The sequence below is a fragment of the Streptomyces finlayi genome, assembly GCF_014216315.1.
Taxonomy (GTDB): domain Bacteria; phylum Actinomycetota; class Actinomycetes; order Streptomycetales; family Streptomycetaceae; genus Streptomyces; species Streptomyces finlayi_A.
Map to the genome: position 1 here is coordinate 2,463,637 of NZ_CP045702.1, position 21,206 is coordinate 2,484,842.

11 protein-coding genes are annotated in these 21,206 nt (G+C 72.3%); 3 read left to right on the forward strand and 8 right to left on the reverse strand.

The features are described 5' to 3' along the window. Positions 1–9 precede the first annotated feature (9 nt). The 3 genes from F0344_RS11105 to F0344_RS11115 all read right to left on the reverse strand — a co-directional run bounded on the left by F0344_RS11105 (position 10) and on the right by F0344_RS11115 (position 7,625). On the reverse strand, positions 10–3,462 hold the full coding sequence (locus F0344_RS11105; protein WP_185298620.1) for an ATP-dependent DNA helicase: 3,453 nt from the start codon (positions 3,460–3,462) through the stop codon (positions 10–12). Between the two features lie 56 nt (positions 3,463–3,518). Then, the gene (locus tag F0344_RS11110) at positions 3,519–6,938 is read right to left on the reverse strand and encodes an ATP-dependent helicase (RefSeq protein WP_185298621.1); all 3,420 of its coding nucleotides are present in this window, start codon (positions 6,936–6,938) and stop codon (positions 3,519–3,521) included. Positions 6,939–7,205: 267 nt separating this feature from the next. Further along, positions 7,206–7,625: an MGMT family protein gene (locus tag F0344_RS11115; protein WP_185298622.1), complete on the reverse strand. Its 420-nt coding sequence runs from the start codon at positions 7,623–7,625 to the stop codon at positions 7,206–7,208. 221 nt (positions 7,626–7,846) lie between these two features. Here F0344_RS11115 and F0344_RS11120 point away from each other — a divergent pair, with 221 nt between their 5' ends. The 3 genes from F0344_RS11120 (at position 7,847) to F0344_RS11130 (ending at position 14,022) form a co-directional block, all read left to right on the forward strand. Next, positions 7,847–10,624 carry a lysylphosphatidylglycerol synthase transmembrane domain-containing protein gene (locus F0344_RS11120; RefSeq protein ID WP_185298623.1) on the forward strand — a complete coding sequence of 926 codons (2,778 nt, stop codon included), beginning with the start codon at positions 7,847–7,849 and terminating at the stop codon, positions 10,622–10,624. Between the two features lie 129 nt (positions 10,625–10,753). Next, positions 10,754–12,349, forward strand: a complete 1,596-nt coding sequence (locus F0344_RS11125; RefSeq protein WP_185298624.1) for an alpha/beta hydrolase — start codon at positions 10,754–10,756, stop codon at positions 12,347–12,349. Between the two features lie 101 nt (positions 12,350–12,450). Continuing rightward, the gene (locus F0344_RS11130) at positions 12,451–14,022 is read left to right on the forward strand and encodes an alpha/beta hydrolase (protein WP_185298625.1); all 1,572 of its coding nucleotides are present in this window, start codon (positions 12,451–12,453) and stop codon (positions 14,020–14,022) included. An 87-nt stretch (positions 14,023–14,109) separates the two neighbouring features. Here the strand turns inward: F0344_RS11130 and moeZ are convergent, their stop codons facing one another. The 5 genes from moeZ to F0344_RS11155 all read right to left on the reverse strand — a co-directional run bounded on the left by moeZ (position 14,110) and on the right by F0344_RS11155 (position 20,797). After that, a complete protein-coding gene (gene moeZ / locus F0344_RS11135) occupies positions 14,110–15,288 on the reverse strand; it encodes an adenylyltransferase/sulfurtransferase MoeZ (protein ID WP_185298626.1) in 1,179 nt (392 codons plus the stop codon). An 85-nt stretch (positions 15,289–15,373) separates the two neighbouring features. Further along, positions 15,374–16,270 carry a spherulation-specific family 4 protein gene (locus F0344_RS11140; protein WP_185298627.1) on the reverse strand — a complete coding sequence of 299 codons (897 nt, stop codon included), beginning with the start codon at positions 16,268–16,270 and terminating at the stop codon, positions 15,374–15,376. After that, positions 16,258–17,223, reverse strand: a complete 966-nt coding sequence (locus F0344_RS11145; protein ID WP_185298628.1) for an NAD-dependent epimerase/dehydratase family protein — start codon at positions 17,221–17,223, stop codon at positions 16,258–16,260. The genes F0344_RS11140 and F0344_RS11145 overlap by 13 nt, the downstream gene beginning before the upstream one ends. 147 nt (positions 17,224–17,370) lie before the next feature. Continuing rightward, the gene (locus F0344_RS11150) at positions 17,371–18,690 is read right to left on the reverse strand and encodes a hypothetical protein (protein ID WP_258050257.1); all 1,320 of its coding nucleotides are present in this window, start codon (positions 18,688–18,690) and stop codon (positions 17,371–17,373) included. 334 nt (positions 18,691–19,024) lie between these two features. Further along, positions 19,025–20,797, reverse strand: coding sequence for a DUF3492 domain-containing protein (locus F0344_RS11155; protein WP_185302629.1), 1,773 nt, complete (start codon positions 20,795–20,797; stop codon positions 19,025–19,027). Between the last annotated feature and the right edge of the window lie 409 nt (positions 20,798–21,206).

The following is a 21,206-nucleotide window of genomic DNA, read 5'->3' on the forward strand; positions in this document are numbered from 1 at the left end:
GCCTTGAGCCTATCGGCCCTGCGGGGGTGGCTCATCCAGGAGGATGCGCTCCAGGTCCGCGCGGCACGGCAGGTTCGTGGGGCGGACGGTCTCTCCGCTGCGTACGTAGAGGAAGGTGGCCGTGACCGAGTCGAGCGGCAGCTCGTGCAGCTCCGCCCAGGCAAGACGGTAGACGGCGAGCTGGAGCGGGTCGGCGGTCCTGTTGCGGCTGGTCTTCCAGTCGACGATCTCGTACATGTCGCCTGTGCGGTAGACGGCGTCGATCCGGCCCCGGATCACACGGCCCGCGAGGCTTATCTGGAACGGCGTCTCGACGCGGTACGGGGTGCGGCGGGCGTACTCCGTGCGCTCGAACGCCTCCTTGAGCTCGGCGAGATCCTGCTCGTCGGCGATCTCCGCGTCGCTGCCTTCGCCGCCGGGGAGTTCGTCGGGGCCGAGCATGGGCAGCGGGAGCTCCTCGTAGCGGGACTCCACCCAGGCGTGGAAGCGCGTGCCCCTGCGGGCGGCGGGCTGGGGCGGACGCGGCATGGGACGGGCCAGTTCCTGGGCGAAGCCGTCCGGGTCCTCGGCGAGGCGCAGCAGTTGGGTGGCCGAGAGCGAGGCGGGGACGACCACGTCGCGCACGGTGGCGCGGGCACGGCGCAGCTCCCCGGCGAGGGCTTCGAGGTCACGGTCCCAGGAGGCGAGGGTGCGGGTCTCCTCCGGAGTGGGGGTGCGCACGGGGTCCACGGGCGCGCGGGCCGTCGGGACGTGCGGGGCTCCCGGTGCGGAGAGGGGCGCCGATGCGAGGGCTGTGGGCGGTTCGGTGGTGAGGGTGTCCCAGTCCGCGGCCTCGTCCGGGAAAGGATCGCCATCCGGGAACGGGTCGTCGTACAGGGCGTCGTAGGGAGCGTCGTACGGAGTGTCCGCAGGGCCTGACGCGTCGAGCACGTCCGGTACGGGTCCCGCGGCGGCCAGTGCTTCCAGGTGGGCCAGCACCGTGTCCCGGGCAGCGCGACGGCGGGCCGTCGACGCCTCGTCCAGCGGCAGCGGCCACGCCTGGTCGGCGTCCCTCTCCCGGAGTGCGGGGTTCTCCTCGTCCTCGGCCGGTTCGTCGGCCCAGACCTCGATCTCGCCGTACCCGGCGGCGCAGTGCTCGTACAGCGCGTCCAGGAAGTCGGACGGACCGCGCGTCTTCTTCTGGGAAGGGCCCCACCAGTGGCCTGAGCCGAGCAGCAGCGAGCGCGGCCGGGTGAAGGTGACGTATCCGAGGCGGAGCTCCTCGGTGCGCTGGTGCTCCGTCATCTCCTCCTTGAACGCCTTGAGCCCCTTGGCGTCCCAGGCGTGCACCACGGGGAGCGTGGCCGTGTCACCGCGCAGCGCGTGCGGCAGGACATGGGACTGGGAGGTCCACGAGTCCCGCGACCGGCCGCTCGGGAACTGGCCGGTGACCAGCCCGGGCACCGCGACGACGTCCCATTCGAGGCCCTTGGACTTGTGTGCCGTGAGGACCTTGACGGTGTTCTCACCGCCCGGCAGGGCGTTGTCGAGCCCTTTCTCGTACTGCGCGGCGGTGCGCAGATATCCGAGGAACGCCAGGAGGGTGGCCTCGCCGTCGACCGAGGCGAAACCCGCCGCTATGTCCAGGAAATTGCTCAGGGTCTCCCGGCGGCGGGCGGCCAGGGCCTGCGGCGACGCGGAGAGTTCGACCTCGAGGCCGGTGGTGGACAGGACGCGGTGCAGGACGTCCATGAGGGGGTCGGCCAGGGAGCGGCGCAGTTCGCGCAGTTCGGCCGCGAGCCGGGCGAAGCGGACGCGGGCCTCGGCGGAGAACGGCAGGCGGTCGTCCTCGGCGCCCCCCGATTCGAGGAAGGTGTCGAGGGCGTCGGCGAGGGAGATCACCTCGGCGGGGTCGGTGCCTTCGACGGCCTCGGCGAGCCGGCGGTCGGGGTCGGCGTCCCCGTCGTCGTGAGACGCACGGTGCACGAGGAGGCGGGCCCGTCGGCCGAGGAGTGCCAGGTCACGGGGGCCGATCCGCCAGCGCGGTCCGGTGAGCAGCCGGACCAGGGAGGCGTTGGCCCCCGGGTCCTGGAGGACTTCGCAGACGGCGACGAGGTCGGCGACCTCGGGAAGGTGCAGCAGTCCGGAAAGGCCGACGACCTCGACGGGGACGTCTCGGTCGACCAGCGCGGCCTGGATCTCGGCGAAGTCGCCGGCGGTGCGGCACAGGACGGCGATCTCACCGGGTTCCCTGTCCGTCGCCACGAGGTGGGCGATCGAGTCGGCGAGCCAGCCGATCTCCTCCGCGTGGGTGCGGAGCAGGGCGCAGCGGACGGTGCCGTCGTGTTCGGCGCCTGGGGCGGGGCGCAGGGCTTCGACGCCCTCGTGCATGGCGCGCAGCGGGTCGGCGAGACCGTTGGCCAGGTGGAGGAGGCGGCCACCGCTGCGCCGGTTCTCGCTGAGCGAGTAACGGGTGGCGGGGGTGCCGTCGGCGTGCGGGAAGTGCTCCGGGAAGTCGTCGAGGTTGGCGACGGACGCTCCGCGCCAGCCGTAGATCGCCTGGCAGGGGTCGCCGACGGCGGTGACGGCGTGCCCCGCAGCACCCTTCTCGTGCCCGCCGAACAGGGCCGAGAGGAGGAGCCGCTGAGCGACGGATGTGTCCTGGTACTCGTCGAGCAGGACGACGCGGAACTCCTCGCGCAGGATGGCACCGACCTCGGGCCGGGTGAGGGCCAGCTCGGCGGAGAGCGCGATCTGGTCACCGAAGTCGAGGAGGTCGCGGCTGCGCTTGGCCGCCCGGTAGCGCGTGGTCAGGCCGAGCAGCTCCCGGCGGGCCTCGGCGGTCTCGGGGAGCTTGCGCAGCTCGGCGTTGCTGAGCTTTGCCGTTTCGAGGGTCCGGAGCAGCTCGGTGTCGTACTCCGCGAGCTGCTCGGGGCGTACGAGGTGTTCGGCGAGCTCGGAGTCGAGGGCCAGCAGATCGCTGACCAAGGTGGGGAACGACCTGGTCAGCGCCGGATATGGGCCCGGGGCCTCGCGCAGCACGCGGGCGGCGAGCTGGTAGCGGGTGGCGTCGGCGAGGAGGCGCGTGGTGGGTTCGAGGCCGATGCGCAGTCCGTGCTCGGTCAGCAGCCGGCCGGCGAAGGCGTGGTACGTCGAGATGCTCGGTTCGCCCGGGGGGTTGTCCGGGTCGATGACGTCCGGGTCGGTGACTCCGGCGGCCACCAGTGCCTTGCGGACCCGCTCGGCGAGCTCGCCCGCTGCCTTGTTCGTGAAGGTGAGACCGAGCACCTGCTCGGGGGCGACCTGCCCGGTGCCCACCAGCCAGACGACGCGCGCCGCCATCACCGTGGTCTTCCCTGATCCGGCTCCGGCCACGATCACCTGCGGAGCCGGCGGCGCTGTGATGCAGGCCGTCTGCTCCGGGGTGAACGGAATCCCGAGCAGCTCCTTGAGCTCCTCGGGATCGCTGATATGTGAGGACACTCCAGAGAGGCTAACCGGACCCACTGACACCGTGCGGCGAGCGCGTCGGCCCGCGCTCAGTCCACGACCTGGCGGCCCTCCGGCTGCGCACTGCACGAGGCGCGGAACGTGCAGTGCGTGCAGTGCTGGCCGGTCGAGGGGGTGAAGCGCTCGTCCAGGACCCGTCCGGCGGCCGTCGCCAGCAGATCGGAGACCCACTCGCCGGCCAGGGGTTCCTGGGCCTGCACGCGGGGAAGGGCTTCGCCGCCCTCCTTCTTGGGGGCGGGCTGGCGCAGCTGTACGAGTTCGGCGCCGCCGGATTCCGGCCGGCGGCCGTCGAAGACCTCGTCGACGGCGCCTTCCCTGACGGCCAGCTGGTACACGGCGAGCTGGGGGTGGGCGGCCACCTCGTCCCTGGTCGGCGATGCCTTGCCGGTCTTGAAGTCGACGACGTACGCCCGGCCCTCGGTGTCCTGTTCGACGCGGTCCATCGAACCCCGGATGCGTACCGCGTACTCCCCCGCTCCGAGCGTCACGTCGAAGTCGTGCTCGCTGGCGACGGGGGTGCGGCCGGTGCGGTCCATGACGTGCCAGCGCAGGAAGCGTTCGAGTGCGGCGCGGGCGTGGTCCTTCTCCTGCCGGGACTTCCAGGGGGCGTCGAAGGCCAGCCCGTTCCAGACGGAGTCCAGGCGCTCCATCAGGACATCCAGGTCTGCGGGGGTACGGCCGGAGGCGACCTCGTCCGCCAGGACGTGGACGACGTTGCCGAAGCCCTGCGCGGCGGTCGCGGGGGCGTCGGCCTTCACCTCGCGGCCCAGGAACCACTGGAGCGCGCAGGTGTTGGCCAGTTGGTCGAGCGCGCTGCCCGACAGGGCCACGGGGTGGTCCCGGTCGCGCAGCGGGACGGCGGAGCGGGTCGGTTCGTCCAGGCCCCACCAGCGGTACGGGTGGGCCGAGGGGACGAGCGGCTGGCCCTCCTCGTCGGTCAGTGCGGCCAGACGGGCGAGCCGGTGGGCGGCGGCCTCGCGCAGGGTGTCGGAGGCGCCCGGGTCGACGGTGGTGGCCCGGAGTTCGGCGACCAGCGCGGCGACGGCCAGGGGTCGGCGGGGACGCCCGGTGACGTCCCGGGGATCGACACCCAGCTCGGTGAGGAAGCGGGACGGCTGGTCGCCGTCGTCGGCCGGGGCCTTGACCGCCGTCACGACGAGACGGTCCCGGGCACGGGTCGCGGCGACGTAGAAGAGGCGGCGCTCCTCGGCGAGGAGCGCACCCGGGGTGAGGGGTTCGGCGAGACCGTCACGGCCGATCCGGTCCGCTTCCAGGAGCGAACCCCGGCGCCGCAGGTCGGGCCAGAGGCCCTCCTGGACACCGGTGACGACGACGAGGCGCCACTCCAGGCCCTTGGACCGGTGCGCCGTCATCAGACGTACGGAGTCGGGGCGCACCACACGTTTGGAGAGGGTGTCGGCCGCGATGTCCTGGGCGTCGATCTCCTCCAGGAAGTTGAGCGCGCCGCGACCCCCGGTGCGCTCCTCGGCGCGGGCGGCGGTGTCGAACAGGGCGCAGACGGCGTCGAGGTCCCGGTCGGCGTTGCGGCCGGCGGCGCCGCCGCGCAGGGCGGACCGTTCGAGCCGGCCAGGCCACGGGGTGCCGTCCCAGAGCACCCAGAGGGCTTCCTCGGCGGTGCCGCCGCCTTCGAGGAGTTCCCGCGCCTTGCGCAGGAGGGCACCCAGGCGCTGGGCGCCACGGGCGTACTTGGGGTCGTGCGCGACCAGGCGTTCGGGCTCGGCCAGCGCCTGGGCCAGCAGTTCACCGGAGGGCGGCGGTACGCGGTTGCCCGCTGCCCTCTCCTCGTCCCGCAGGGCGCGGCCGAGCCGGCGGAGGTCGGCGGTGTCCATGGAGCCGAGGGGGGAGGTGAGGAGAGTGAGGGCGGTCTCGGTATCGAGCCAGGGCGGCGCGTCGGACGTGGCCGCGCTGTCCTCGTCGGCCGTGGTGTCCTCGGTGCCTGGGGGCTCCTGGCTGTCCGTGGGCTCCGCGGCGGCCGTGGGCTCCGCGGTGTCCGGTGCCGCGCGGTTCAGGGCGGCCGTGGCGATCGTGCGGAGCGCGGTCAGGAGCGGCGCGACCGCGGGTTCGTGGCGCAGGGCGAGGTCGTCGCCGTCCACCTCGACAGGCACGCCCGCAGAGGTGAGGGCCCGGCGTACGGAAGGGATGGAGCGGCCTCCGGCCCGTACCAGCACCGCCATCTCGTTCCACGGCACCCCGTCCTCCAGATGCGCCCGGCGCAGCAGGTCCGCGATGTTCGCCAGCTCCGCGGACGCGGTCGGATAGGTGTACGTCTCCACCTGGCCGCCCTCCCGGGGAGCGGTGAGCTCACGGTGGGCGCGCACCTTGTCCGAAGGCAGCCGGGTGAGCGGCATACGGCGGGTGAGCAGCCGGGTCGCTGCGAGCAGCCCTGCCCCGGAGCGGCGCGAGGTGGTGAGGACGGCGACGGGCGCGGGCGCTCCGTCGGCGCGCGGAAAAACGTCCGGGAAGTCGAGGATGCCGTTCACGTCGGCGCCGCGGAAGGTGTAGATCGACTGGTCCGGGTCGCCGAACGCGACCAGCGTCCGGCCGCCGCCGGCCCCCGGCAGACTCCCCCGGTTCCCGGTGAGCGCGCGCAGCAGCCGCACCTGGGACGGGTCCGTGTCCTGGTACTCGTCGACGAACACCGCGTCGTACCGCTCGGCGAGCAGGTCCGACACCTCGGGGCGTTCCGCGAGCAGGACCGCCCGGTGCACCAGCTCCGCGTAGTCCAGGACGCCCTGCGCGTCCAGGACGTCCAGATACTCGGCGAGGAACCCGGCGGCCGCGCTCCAGTCCGGGCGGCCCGTCCGCCGGGCGAAGGCACCGAGGGCGTCCGGACCGAGGCCCAGCTCGCGGCTGCGCGCCAGGACCGCCCGGACCTCGTCGGCGAAACCGCGCGTGGTCAGACAGGCCCTCAGTTCGTCGGGCCAGCGGACATGGGCGTGGCCCTGCCGCTCCAGGTCGACCTGCCCGGCGAGCAGCTCTCGGACGGTCACGTCCTGTTCCGGCCCCGAGAGCAGCCGCAGCGGGTCGGCGAACAGATCGGCGTCCTGGTGGGCACGGACCAGGGCGTAGCAGTAGGAGTGGAAGGTGGTGGCCTGCGGTCCCCGGGCGGCGCCGAGGCGTGCCGCCATCCGGTCGCGGAGTTCCACCGCGGCCTTGCGGCTGAAGGTGAGGACGAGGATGCGCGCCGGATCGGTCCCCCCGGACACCTTCGCGGCGACGGCTTCGACGAGGGTCGTCGTCTTGCCCGTACCGGGTCCGGCGAGCACCAGGAGCGGCCCGCCCCGGTGGTCAACCACGGCGCGCTGCCCTGCGTCCAGGAGAGGAGGACCCACCGAGCCCGGCGGGGTACGCACCAGTCGGTACGCGCCCGGGGTCCGCCGCCCGGTCTGGCGGTGCGGACTGTGCCGGGTGGAAGAGGAGGAGCTCACGTGGGTCGCCGGTCCTGATGGATGTGCTCGGTGTACGGGTGCTTCGTGTACGGGTGCTTCGTGTACGGGTGCTTCGTGTACGGACGATGAGAGCGGAGCGTGTCGCGCTTGAACGACGCTACGCCAGCTACGGCCCGGGACGCAGCGAGTCCGCTGCGTCCCTCGTCACGTGTCCGGCGGGACGGGACAGCACGGAACGCCGTGGAACCGACGCGCACCCGCTGCGGACCCGGGGCCGCCCTGGGGGCGGGCGGATGGCGGAAGCTGTCAGATGTGAGCTTCCTCGCCACCGTGAGCTTCCTCGCCACCGCCGCCGCCGACGGCCGCACCGCCGTCCCATCTCGCACGCTTCATGTCGAGGCGCGGAAGATGCCCCTCCGCTTGGCGCGACGCCTCGCGAAGCGCGGTGCCCTCCTCGCGGTAGTGGTCCAGGGCCCGCAGCTCGTGGCCCGGCAGCAGCGCCCCGTCGGCCCGTACGACCCGCCACCAGGGCACCGCGGAGCCGTACAGCGCCATGACCCGGCCGACCTGCCGCGGCCCACCGTCGCCGAGCCACTCCGCGACGTCCCCGTACGTCATGACGCGGCCCGGGGGAATCAGGTCGGCGACATCGAGCACCCGCTCCGCGTATTCCGGCAGGGCCGGGCCCACCGGCCCGTCGCCGCCGCTCGTCCGGTTCTCGCTCATCCGGCACATCCTGCCGTACGCCACCGACAGTGCGTCCACGGTCGTGTTCTCTCGGTCACAGCGCGTGCGCGTGCACGCAAAGGGGCGTATCTTGCGCTTCGCGCGCCCTTGCGATGCACCCTGATGCCGCCCTCCGTCCGCAGGCCGTGCCACCATCGTGCGGGCGGTGACCGGTGATACGAGAACACGAAGACCAATCAGAGGCGACGAAGGAGCAGGGCGTGCAGCCACCGAAGGCGGCAGGCGCCTCTGATTCCGAGTCCCGCCCGGATTCCTCGGACGCCCCGGGAACGGAATCGGATACCCAGGGAACGGAACCGGCCACCCCGGGCCCCTCACCGGACGCTCCGGAGGCCCGGAAGAGCGACCTCACCGGGTCGACGCTCTCCACCGCGAGCGACGAGCTGACCGACCGCGTCTCGGGCGACGAACCGCTGCTGCCCGCCCGGGTGCACCGTCCCGCCGACCTCATGCGACTGCTCGTCGGAGTGCTCGCGATCGTCGTGCTCTTCTCCATCGCCGCGTTCGCCCAGGGCACCACCACGGGGCTCGAGGACGACATCACCAAGGGCACCGACCAGGCCCCCGACCTTCTGATCAAGCTCGCCGGACTGGTCTCAAGCATCGCCGTGCTGCTCGTACCCGTCGCCTTCGCCATCGAGCGGCTCATCAAACGTGACGGGCTGCGCATCGCGGACGGTGTACTCGCCGCGGTGCTCGCCCACGGCGTCACCCTGGCCACCGACCTCTGGGTCGCCCGCTCCGCCCCGGGCACCATCCAGGACGCCCTGACCCAGCCCCAGCCCGGGCACGCGCTCAGCGATCCGGTACACGGCTATCTCGCCCCCGTCATCGCCTATATGACGGCTGTCGGGATGGCACGCAGACCACGCTGGCGGGTCGTGCTCTGGGTGGTGCTGCTCCTGGACGCGTTCGCGATGCTGGTGGGCGGCTACACCACCCCGTTCTCCATCATCCTCACCGTGCTGATCGGCTGGACCGTGGCGTACGGAACGGTGTACGCGGTCGGTTCGCCCAATGTGCGCCCGACCGGCCAGCACCTGATGGCAGGTCTGCGTCACGTCGGCTTCCGCCCGGTCGCCGCGATGCGCGCCGACGACACCCCCGACAATCCCGACCACAACGACCGGGGCCGCCGGTATCTGGTCACCCTGGAGGACGGGCCACCTCTCGATGTGACGGTCGTCGACCGGGAACAGCAGGCCCAGGGGTTCTTCTACCGGGCCTGGCGCAGACTCACCCTGCGGGGCATCACCCAGCGCCGCTCCATCCAGTCGCTGCGGCAGGCCCTGGAGCAGGAGGCCCTGCTCGCGTACGCGGCGATCGCCGCCGGGGCCAACGCCCCCAAGCTGATCGCCACCTCGGAGCTGGGCCCCGACGCGGTGATGCTCGTGTACCAGCACATCGGCGGGCGCTCGCTGGACGCGATGGCGGACGAGGAGATCACCGACGACCTCGTACGCGGTGCCTGCCGGCAGGTGAAGGCCCTCCAGTCGCGGCGGATCGCGCACCGCAGGCTCACGGGCGACGCGATTCTGGTGGATCGTTCCGGCACGGTGTTCGTCACGGATCTGCGGGGCGGTGAGATCGCGGCCGGCGACCTCGTTCTGCGGATGGACGTCGCCCAGCTGCTCACCACCACCGGGCTGCGGGTCGGTGCGGAGAGGGCCGTGGCCGGCGCGCTCGCCGTGCTCGGCCCGGACGCCGTCGCCGACTCGCTGCCGCTGCTCCAGCCGCTCGCGCTCAGCCGCTCCACCCGGGCGACGCTGCGCCGGATCGCCCGGGAGCGCTCGCAGCACGAGCGCGAGGCCGTGCTGGAGGCCTCGCACGCGAGCAGGCACTCCCACGAGCCCGCGGCCGAAACGGGGGGCACCGGCGACCGCAAGGCCGTGCGGAAGTCCCTGCGTACCGAGAAGCAGGCGGAGAAGCGGGCGCTCGACGACGCGCTCGACGAGGCCCGCGAGGAGGACCTGCTCGCGCAGATCCGCCGCGAGGTGCTGCTGATCCGGCCGCAGGCGCCGGTCGAACCGGTCCGGCTGGAACGCATCAAACCGCGCACCCTGTTCAGCTTCATCGCCGGTTCGATCGCCGCGTACTTCCTGATCTCGCAGGTCACCGAGGCCGACTTCGGCACGGTCGTCGAACAGGCCGAATGGGGCTGGGTCGCCGCCGCGCTGGGCTTCTCGGCGCTCAGCTACATCGCCGCCGCCATGAGCCTGCTGGGCTTCGTGCCGGAGCGGGTGCCCTTCGGCAAGACCGTGCTGGCACAGGTCGCGGGGTCGTTCGTGAAGATCGTCGCCCCGGCCGCTGTCGGCGGTGTCGCACTGAACACCCGCTTCCTGCAACGCGCCGGCGTCCGCCCGGGACTCGCGGTCGCGAGTGTCGGCGCCTCGCAGCTGTTCGGTCTCGGCTGCCACATCCTGCTGCTGGCCCTGTTCGGCTATCTGACGGGAACGGAGAGGACCCCGGACTCACTCACCCCGTCCCGGACGGTGATCGCCGGGCTGCTGACGGTCGCGGTGCTCGTGCTGGTGGTGACCGCGGTCCCGTTCCTCCGGAAGTTCGTAGTGACCCGGGTGCGTTCGCTGTTCGCCGGAGTCGTCCCGCGCATGCTCGACGTCGTGCAGCGCCCGCAGAAGCTGCTCACAGGCATCGGCGGCATGCTCCTGCTGACCAGCCTGTTCGTACTCTGTCTGGACGCCTCGATCCGGGCCTTCAGCGGCCCCGACGTGCCCCAGCTCAGCTACGCGAGCATCGCGGTCGTCTTCCTCGCCGGCAACGCGCTGGGCTCGGCGGCGCCGACGCCCGGCGGGATGGGAGCGGTCGAGGGCGCGCTGACCCTCGGACTGATCGCGGTGGGGCTGCCGTCGGAGGTCGCGGCGCCCGCCGTGCTGCTGTACCGCGTGATGACGCTGTGGCTGCCGGTGCTTCCCGGCTGGATCTGTTTCAACCAGCTCACCCGCAAGGGCGAGCTCTGAGCCCAGGGCGCAGGGCGCAGGGCGCCCTGAGACGAAGAAGTGGTGGGGGTAGTGGGCGGCAGCGGCCTCCCGCCACCCGCTTGGACCGCGCCCCGCGCGGTCCCCGGCGTGCCGCAGCACGATGGGCTCATGAGGACTCCCCCCGCCCTTCGTGCCGCCGCCCTCGCCGCCACCGCCACCGTGCTGCTGCCCCTGGCCGCCTGTTCGGACGGTGGGGACGCCGAGGGCGGCGCCACGAAGCCCTCACCGGCCTCGACGGCCTCCCCCGCGTCGACGGCGGACGAGCTGTCCTCCCAGAAGCTCGACTGGAAGCCCTGTCCGGCCCCCAGCGAGGCCCAGGGCGGCGGCGACTCGCCCTCCCCGCTGCCCGGCGGGTCGGTCTGGGAGTGCACGTTCATGGACGTCCCGCTCGACTACGCGAAGCCGGACGGCGAGACGATCGAACTGGCGCTCGTACGGGGCAGGGCCCGGAACCAGGCGAAACGGATCGGCTCCCTCGTCTTCAACTTCGGTGGCCCCGGAGCCTCCGGGATCGCCACCCTGCCGTCCTTCGGCACGGACTACGACAAGCTCCGGAGCCGCTACGACCTGGTGAGCTTCGACCCGCGCGGCGTCGGCCGCAGCGACGGTGTCGAATGCTCGGACGACGCCCGTCTCGACGAGCTCTACGCGAAGGACGCCACCCCGGACGACGAGGCCGAGGAGAAGACGTACATCGACAGCCAGAAGTCGTACGTCGCCGACTGCCAGGAGAACTCCGGCTCCGCACTGCCCTATGTCGGTACGACGAACGCCGCCCGCGACATGGATCTGATGCGGGAGGTCCTCGGCGACGACAAGCTGTACTACTTCGGCATCTCGTACGGCACCGAACTGGGCGGTGTCTACGCCCACCTGTTCCCCAAGAAGGTCGGCAGGGCGGTCCTGGACGCGGTCGTCGATCCGACCGAGAGCGCTCTGCAGTCCTCGCTCGGCCAGGCCGAGGGCTTCCAGCGCGCCCTGGACAGCTTCACCGCGGACTGCGCGGAGCGCGACGACTGCACGCTCCCCGGTTCCACGGGGAAGGAGGTCGAGAAGTGGATCGCCGGTCTTCTGGCCCAGCTGGACAAGGAGCCGGCCGAAGGGCTCGGCGGGCGGAAACTGACACAGACCCAGGCCACCACCGGGATCGCGTCCTCCCTGTACTCCCAGGAGACCTGGCCCCTGCTCGAACAGGGCCTCGACGAGGCGGAGGGCGGCAACGGCGGACTGCTCCTGGCGCTGGCCGACTCCCTCAACGGCCGTTCCGAGGACGGCCGTTACGACAACTCCAACGCGGCCAACGCCGCCATCAACTGCGCCGACTCCAAGGCGCGCTTCACGCTCGCGCGGACCAAGGCGGCGCTCCCCGACTTCCGTAAGGCGTCGCCCGTCTTCGGTGACTACCTGGGCTGGGGGCTGATGAGCTGCAACGGCTGGCCGGTCGCGGGCGCCTGGGCCACTCCGGACGTCAGCGCCCCGGGAGCCGCACCGATTCTCGTCATCGGCAACACCGGTGACCCGGCCACCCCGTACGAGGGCGCGAAGGCCATGGCCGAGGAACTGGGCAAGGGCGTGGGGATCGAAATCACCTACAAGGGCGAGGGGCACGGCGCGTACAACAGCGGCGACGCCTGCGTGCAGAAGGCCGTGGACGGCTACCTGCTGAACGGCAAGGTCCCCGCGGCGGGCACCGTCTGCGGCTGAGCGGCCGGGCGGGCTGTCAGTGGCGGCGATTAGCATGGCCGCACATCTGTACCGCCCGGCGCGCGTTCCCACGCCCTCGGGCATCGGGGAGGGAACGCGCCATGCGTCTACACGGACGGATCCTACGGGCCGTCGCCCTGGCAGGGGCGGCCCTGCTGGCGACGGGAGTGCTCGTCGGATGCGATATCAGTACGGAGCCGGTGCCTTCGGACCGGGCGACCGGCAGCCGTGCGCCGTCGGCCACCGGTGCGGGTGAGGGTTCGCCCGGTCTGCCCGCCGCCCTCACCTCCCAGCGCCCGGACTGGAAGCGCTGCAAGGCTCCCGAGGGCGGCACCGACCCGGGCTCCGCATGGCGGTGCGCCTCGGTCGACGTGCCGCTGGACTACGCGAAGCCGGCCGGGAAGACGATAGGCATCGCACTGATCCGCAAGGAGGCCCGCGACCAGGGCCGGCGGCTCGGTTCGATGCTTTTCAACTTCGGCGGGCCGGGCGGTTCGGGAGTCGGCATACTGCCGCGCGCCGCCTCCTCGTACGAGAAACTCAACTCCCGTTACGACCTGGTGGGCTTCGATCCCCGGGGGGTCGTCGCGAGCTCAGGCGTCAGGTGCCGCACCGACGAGGAGCAGGACGCCTCGCACCGTACGGTCGACATGACGCCGGACACCCCGGCGGAGGAGGCCGCCTTCGTCAAGGACGGAGCGGCCTTCGGAGCAAGCTGCGAGCGCCGTTCCGGCGCGCTCCTCCCGCATGTCGGCACGTCGAACGCGGCCCGTGACCTGGATCTGATCCGCCAGGTCCTCGGTGACACGAAGCTCTCCTACTTCGGCATCTCCTACGGTACGGAGCTGGGCGCCACGTATGCCCACCTCTTCCCGGCGAACGTGGGGCGGACCGTCCTGGACGCGGTCGTGGACCCGACGGCGGACGGCGTGGGTCATGCCCGGAATCAGGCGACGGGCTTCCAGCGGGCACTGGAGAACTACCTGAAGGGCCGCGGCCAGGACCCGGTGGAGGGCGCGGAGCGGATAGCGCGGCTGCTCCAGCGGATCGACGGCAGCCCGCTGCCGACCGACTCGGGGCGCAGGCTCAACGAGTCCCTGGCGATCACCGGCATCGTGACACCGCTCTACTCGGAGAGCAGCTGGCCCTCGCTGACGGCCGCGCTGGAAGAGGCGGAGAAGAGCGGCACGGGCAATGGGCTCCTCCAGCTCGCCGACGCGTACAACGGCCGGGACGCGGAAGGGCGTTACGACACCCAGAGCCACTCGCAGCGCGCCATCTCCTGCGCCGACACGAAGGCCCGGCCGACGGTCGACGAGGCCAGGGCGCTGCTGCCCGAATTCCGGAAGCTGTCCCCCGTGTTCGGACCGTTCCTGGCCTGGGACACGGCCGGCTGGTGTGCGCAATGGCCGGTCGACGGCGAGCACGACACACCGGAGGCGAGCGCTCCGGGCGCGGGCCCGATCCTCGTGATAGGCACGACCGGTGACCCGGCCACGCCGTACGAGGGCGCACAGAAGATGGCGGACGAGCTGGGCGAGGGCGTCGGCATCATGGTCACCAACAAGGGTGAGGGGCACGGCGCTTACGGGGAGAGCGTCTGCGTGACCTCGACGGTCGACGAGTACTTCCTGGACGGCAAGGTCCCGGCGGACGGCAAGACCTGCTCGTAGCGGCGCTGCGCACACGAAGCCGGCGCCCAGGCGCCAGGCGCACACGAGAAGGGCCGGTCCGCGGACCGGCCCTTCTCGTACCGCTCGCTAGTAGACCGGCTTCTCGGGCTCGATCTGGTGAACCCAGCCGATCACACCGCCGCCCACGTGCACCGCGTCGGCGAAGCCCGCCGACTTGAGGACCGCGAGGACCTCGGCGCTGCGGACACCGGTCTTGCAGTGCAGGACGATGCGCTTGTCCTGCGGGAGGTCCTGGAGGGCGGTGCCCATCAGGAACTCGTTCTTCGGGATCAGCCTGGCGCCGGGGATGGAGACGATCTCGTACTCGTTCGGCTCGCGAACGTCGATGATCTCGATCTTCTCGTCTCCGTCGATCCACTCCTTGAGCTGCTTGGGAGTGATCGTGGAGCCGAGCGCCGCCTCCTGCGCCTCCTCGGACACGACACCGCAGAAGGCCTCGTAGTCGATGAGTTCGGTGACGGTCGGGTTCTCGCCGCAGACCGCGCAGTCGGGGTCCTTGCGGACCTTCACCTGGCGGTACTGCATCTCCAGCGCGTCGTAGATCATCAGTCGGCCGACGAGCGGCTCACCGATACCGGCGAGCAGCTTGATGGCCTCGTTGACCTGGATGGAGCCGATGGACGCGCAGAGCACACCCAGGACACCGCCCTCGGCGCAGGAGGGAACCATCCCGGGGGGCGGCGGCTCCGGGTAGAGGCAGCGGTAGCAGGGGCCGTGCTCGGACCAGAAGACGGACGCCTGTCCGTCGAACCGGTAGATCGAGCCCCATACGTACGGCTTGTTCAGCAGAACGGCCGCGTCGTTGACGAGATAGCGGGTGGCGAAGTTGTCCGTGCCGTCCACGATCAGGTCGTACTGGGCGAAGATGTCCATCACGTTGTCGGCTTCGAGCCGCTCCTCGTGGAGGACGACCTTCACGTACGGGTTGATGCCCACCACCGAGTCCTTGGCGGACTGGGCCTTGGACCGGCCGATGTCGGCCTGGCTGTGAATGATCTGGCGCTGCAGGTTCGACTCGTCGACCTCGTCGAACTCCACGATGCCGAGCGTGCCGACACCGGCTGCGGCCAGGTACATCAGGGCCGGTGAGCCGAGGCCGCCGGCGCCGACACAGAGCACCTTCGCGTTCTTCAGCCGCTTCTGTCCGTCCATCCCGACATCCGGGATGATCAGGTGGCGGGAGTACCTGCGGACCTCGTCGACGGTGAGCTCAGCAGCTGGCTCGACCAGGGGTGGCAGCGACACAGGAACCTCAACAATGCAGGTGGTCGGGGTATACGTACTTCGGCTACGTACGGTTGTTCTTGCGGTAACACTGCCACGCCCCCTCTCATTCCGAGATACCAGGTCCGATCCGCGAGACGATTTCGTCCCAGTAGCTGGGCAGCGCCGTGAATGGATCGGTTTGTCCGCCTTCATGGAGTTGGGTGGTCCGGTCCGTGAAGAAGATCGTTCCCGCCCCCTGCCAGCGAGCGACGCGCATGGCTTCGTCGAGGTGGGTGCGCGGAACGCCATGCACGAAGTGCGCGAAGCGGCCGGGCGGGTAGGCGGCGGTCCACTCCGCCACCTGAGACCAGCGGTAGTCGGTCCACGGCCCCCGGAAGGTGACGAGCTGGTCGGCCGCCTCGGCGTACCCGGGATACGGGTGGGTGTCGTGCCCCAGGACGATCCTGCCCGCCCGGCCGCCGGCCCCGCCGCTGCCCGCTCCGCCACCGTCGGCCCCGTCACCACCGACCCCGCAGCCGTCCGCGCTGTCACTGCCCGCCAGGAGGGCGGACAGTGTGCCGATGAGCGTCCTGACGGCCGGGAGGCCGGCGCGTCCGGCGGGACACCGGCCGAGGTAGAAGCCTCCGACCCGGTACCAGCTGACGAAGGACCGGGCGTCGGCGACGATCTCGTCGAACGGGCGCTCCCCGTGAGCGAGATCGAGGTGGCCGAGCAGCCTGCCCCCGGCGGCCCGGACGGTGTCGTCCGGGGCGTCGCCGCGCAGGGCCCGCTCCCTGGCGTTACGGAGCCGGCCCGCGGCCTCCAGGCAGTGCGGGTCGGGCCGGACGCCCGGCCCGTTGTCGATGTTGAGGACCGCCCAGTGCAGCGGAGTGCCGGGCCGGGTCAGTTCGGCCCATTCGGTGGGTGCGAGCAGGGGGTGCGCATAGCCGGGAACGCCGAACCCGAGCCGGTCGCCCCCGCTGGTCCGCCGGGCCGTACCTGTGGCGGTCAGATACGGCATGCCGCCTCCATCCAGATGTCCGCGAGGGACTCCTCCAGGTTGATCCGGGGTCGCCAGCCGAGCCGGTCACGGGCGGTGCGGACATCGGCCTGCTGCCAGGCACCGCAGCCGTCCGGATACGGGGACGGGGTCGCCGAGAGGTGTTCGACGACGGTCTCCACCGAGGCGCGGGGGGCACCGATCGGGAGCCGCGACGGCGGGGTGTCCAGCTCATGGAGGGCACCCGCGTAGCCGGCGACCCTGGCGAGGACGGCGGCGGCGTCGCGGAGCCGTACGGCCCTGCCCGTGCCGATGTTGACGACACCCTGGGCGGCGGAGAGCGAGGCGGCGTGGACGGCGCGTGCCACGTCCCGCACATCGACGAAGTCGCGCTGGACACCGAGCCCGCTGAGCTTGAGTTCGCCGTCACCGGACTGCATGGCCCTGCGCATCGCCTCGGCGAGGCGGCCGAGGGGCGAACCGGCGGGGGTGCCCGGCCCGACGGGTGAGAAGACCCGGAGCACGACCGCGTCGAGGTCGGAGCCGAGCACGAGTTCGGTGGCGGCGAGCTTGCTGACCCCGTACGGGCCACCGGGCCGGGGCACGGCGTCCTCGGCCGTCGACGAGCCGGGCTGCGAGGGCCCGTACTCGGCGGAGCAGCCGACCTGGACGAGCCGGGCGCCGCAGCCGCTCCGGCGCAGGGCCTCGCAGACGGTGGCGACGGCGACGGTGTTGTGGCGCGTCAGGTCGCGGGCGCCGCCGCGCGTGGCGCCCGCGCAGTTGACGACGACTCCGGGATGGACTGCGTCCAGGAAGCGGGTGAGCGCCCCCGGGCTGCCGCCCGCGAGGTCGAACCGCACGTCGGCGTCGTCACCCCGGCCGAGCGCCGTGAGGTGGACGGCCGGGTCGGCGAGCAGGCGGTCGGCGACGAAACGGCCGAGGAATCCGTTGGCTCCTAGCAGCAGCACCCTCATCGTGCGCCCCCTGAGTGCCGACGGCGGGCTGCCGGTGCGGGGAATTGGGGGGTCATGTCCGGTTTCTCCTTGAGGCTGTGGTTGATATGTACGGTGTGTGAGCGACCCGCGGCGTCGGCTCCGCGGGCGTGAGGCGGTCGATCGGTGTCACTTCGTGTCCACTCGGGCCGCGGCATGAGCGGACGCCCTTGAGAGGGCGACCGCGGCGTGGATCAGCAGCCCGAGGGCCGCCGCACCACAGGCGAGGGTCGGTACGGCTCCGGTGCCGGCCGCCGCGATCAAGGCGTCGACGGGCCGGGCCAGGGAGTCGAGACCGGGCAGCCGCCCGGCCAGGATCAGCGCGGGCGCCGCCGCTTCGACGGCACAGGCGGCGGCGAGTCCGGTGGTGGCCGGTTCGGGGAAGCCGTGCACGGCGAGCAGGCGGGACAGGAAGAGCAGGACCCCGAGCGCGGTCGCGGCGACGGGCACGCCGCCGCCGTACGCCAGACCGGCCAGGGAGAGCAGGACAAGGAGCGCACCCAGGAAGAGGGCGACGGTTCCGAGGAGCACGGGGCGCACGGCCGCGCCGAACTCCTCCAGTGCGCGACTGCCGGCGAGTTTGCGGTGGGCGTGTACGGAGAAGAGGTGGGCGCACCAGGCGGCGGGGGCGACGGCGAGCGCGAGGCCGAGCAGCGGGGCGAGGTCACCGGCCCAGCCGCCGTCCGGGCCGCCGCTCATGACCTGGGCGAGCAGGCCCTCGCCGTACATGGCGTAGCCGAGCAGCCAGCAGCCGTAGACCGTGGCCGCCCCGATGGGACGGCTCTCGGCGCGCAGAGGCCCACGGCGCAGCGAGGCCCTCAGCCCGAGGAGGACCAGGAGCGCTCCCGCGACCGTCACCGCGGACCGGGCCCCCCCGCCGAGCACTCCTTCGGTGACCCGGAGCAGGCCCACGGTCGCGAGGCAGGCGGCGCCCGGCAGCAGCGCGAGCAGCGTCCAGCCCGCCCTGGCCTCCGTGTCGCGACCGGGGCGCGGGGGCGGCGGCGCGTCGGGCGCACGCACGATGCCGGGGACCCTGGCGTACAGCTCCTCGGCAAGTGAGAAGACGTCACGGTGCCGGTAGCGGGAGGCGGTCCGGTCGGTGAGCCCGTGCGCTTCGAGTCCTGCGGCGATCTCGAGCGGGTCGACGGCCCGCTCGCAGAGCTCGCGGTGCCGGTGCATGAGCGACTTCACCGGGTCGGCGGGCCCGCGCCGTGCGGCGGGTCGACGCGCGGCGACGCCGGGGGCGACCTCGGGCGCCCGGTGAAGCGGAAGCGGGATGGGAGCGGGGCCGGAGGCGGGATCCGGGGCCGGGACGGAGGCGGGGCCTGAGGCTGGATCCGGGGCCGGGACGGGGGCGGGCTGCTCGGCTTCCGGACCCCCCACGGGCACGTCGGCTCCGGCAAGTCCGGCCGCTTGTGCGAGCTCGGCGGCTTCAGGGGCTTGAGGCACTTCAAGGGCTTCAGGAGCTTGAGGAGCTTCGGAGACTTCGGCGGCTTCAGGAAGTCCAGGCAGCTCGGCGGCGTCGGAAAGCCCGGCGCTTTCACCGACTTCAGCACCTTCCGGCAGTCCGGCGGTTTCCGGGGTGCTTTCGTCCACCGCGCTCTCCAGCAGTCCCCACGGCGGCACGGACACCTCCGTCAGATCCGAGACCGGGCCCGCGTGGACCAGTGCCCCCGAGCGCGGGTCCCAGCCGTCGTCGGCGCGTGGGGCGGCAGGCGTGTCCAGGGCTTCGGTCGTCGGTCGCCCCATCCGGGGTCCTCCGTGGTCATGGCCGGTCATGTGGTCACCCATCGCCGTCCCCCGCTCCGGCGTTGGCGCACACGCCCTCGGGCTCGGCCCAGCTCGGCGGCCGGGAGCCCGAACCGGCCGGAACCGCCGTCGGCTTCCGCGTGACCGTCCAGTGGCCGAGCACATGGGCTTCGGGCGGGGTGGCGAAGGGGCGCGGTTCACCGTCGGCGTCCACCGCGTCGGCTTCCCGCCACGCCGGGGAGCGCGAGATCAGCTCCAGGTAAATGCCGCGAAATGCCGCAAGGTTCTGTTCGACGGTGAAGAGTTCGAGCGCCCTGGCGCGCGCCGCCGATCCGAGCCGTGCACGGCGCTCGGGGTCGCGTAGCAGCGCGATGCAGGCATCGGCGAGCGCCCGCGGATTGCGCGGGGGCACCACGAGCCCCGTGCCCCCGATGACCTCGACGACCGCGCCCACGTCCGTGGAGACCGTCGCCCGGCCGCAGAACATCGCCTCGACGAGGCTGATGGGGAAACCTTCGACGACGCTGGACAGCACGACGACGCCACCCGCCGCGTACGCCTCCGCGAGATCGGGGACGTCGGGGCCGCCGATCTCCTCGAACGAGACCGGGTTGTCGCCCATCGCGTGGGCGCCCGTCGCCTCGTCGGGGAAGACCTGGGCGGCCAGCGCCCGGCAGGTCGCGAGGTAGGCATCACCCTCGGCACCCGGCACCGGTGCGCCGAAGATCCGGAGCCGGGCATCCGGTTCGGCCCTGCGCACCTCGGCGAAGGCGTGCAGCAACGCGATCAGGTCCTTGGCGGGCTCGATCCTGCCGACCCACACCAGCGTGTCCGGCCCGCCGTCGTCCGCGCTCTCCCCCACGCCCCGGAAGCGGTCCGCCGCCATGCCCGGGTAGACCGTGCGCAGTGTGGCGCGGTCGGCGCCGCACCGCTCCTGCCAGCGGCGCACATGGGTGTTGCCGGGGGTGATGATCGCGGCCTGACGGTAGACCTCGGCGGCGAGCTGTCCGTGGAAGGCGGCGAGGAGCGCGCGCACCGGCGCGGTGAACGGCTCGCCGGGTGTGGCGAGGTAGTGCGCCCGAAGGTGCACACCGTGCTCCGTGACCAGCAGGGGCACTCCGAAGAAGCGTTTGGCCAGCAGTCCGGGCAGGGCGGCGGCGCCTCCCGAAGTCGCATGGCAGAGGTCCACGGCTCCGAGGCCCTCCTCGTCGTACCAGTCGAGGGAGAGGGGACGCAGCACCCGTTCCAGTTCCGCGGCGAAGGTGAGGAGGTCGGGGACGGTGGCGGTCTGGACAATCCGCCCGGTTCCCCGGGCCCGGCACGCCGATTCCAGGACGCGCATGGTGGTCTCGGAGCGGAGGGCGGTGTGCAGCCCGCCGCGCTCCCTGGCCAGTTCGGCCAGCCCGTACAGCGCCTCGGTGAAACGCACCCCTGCCACAGGACTGCCCGCACGGCCGTCCTCCGCGGCACAGACGGTGGCGGCGAGCTCCGTCAGGTGCTCCGTGAAGCGCCGGCGTTCGCGGCGCCCGAACGACTGTCCGGCACCGGTGAGGACCCTGGCCAGCAGGCCCTTCGGACTGCTGCCGCGCAGTGCGTCGTCGTCGGAGGTCCACAGCGGGGCCGTGCGCACCCGGCTGATCTGGGGCGGAAGCCTGACCCAGCCCTGTTCCTCCTGGTGGGCGGAGCGGCTGAGCGCGTAGAGGTCGAACTCGTGCTGGGGGAGACCGCGCACCAGCCGGTCGCACCAGAGCCTGGACTCACCGGTCGCATACGGATAGCCACCGTCGGTGAGCAGTCCGATCCGCACGAGCACACCCCCGATCTCCCTTGTGGGCGGCCGCCGTTGGAATGGCGACTCGCAGCGGGACGACCGTAAGCGGATACGCCGGTGGTACGACGGACGGTTGTCCGTCGCACCACCGAAAGGGGTGAACCGCCGTAACTTTCGCGCCCCGGTAGCGTTCTGTCGCGGTAAGCAGCCGCAGGGTTACGCTGGGTCAGGCTGAGGCCAGCTCCTCGCGCCCCTTCGGCCCGCCCCGGCATGTACCGGATCGAGGGCGGGGCGGCGGCAGAGGCCGGGCCCGAGGCCGCCGCTGTGCCGCGGGGCGCACCGCGGCGGACGCATGACGGCCGGAAGACGGCCACTCGCCGCGCTTGTGGCGGGAAAGGCGGCCGGAACGCCGCAAGCGCCGCGCCTACGGACAGCTCGCGGAGCA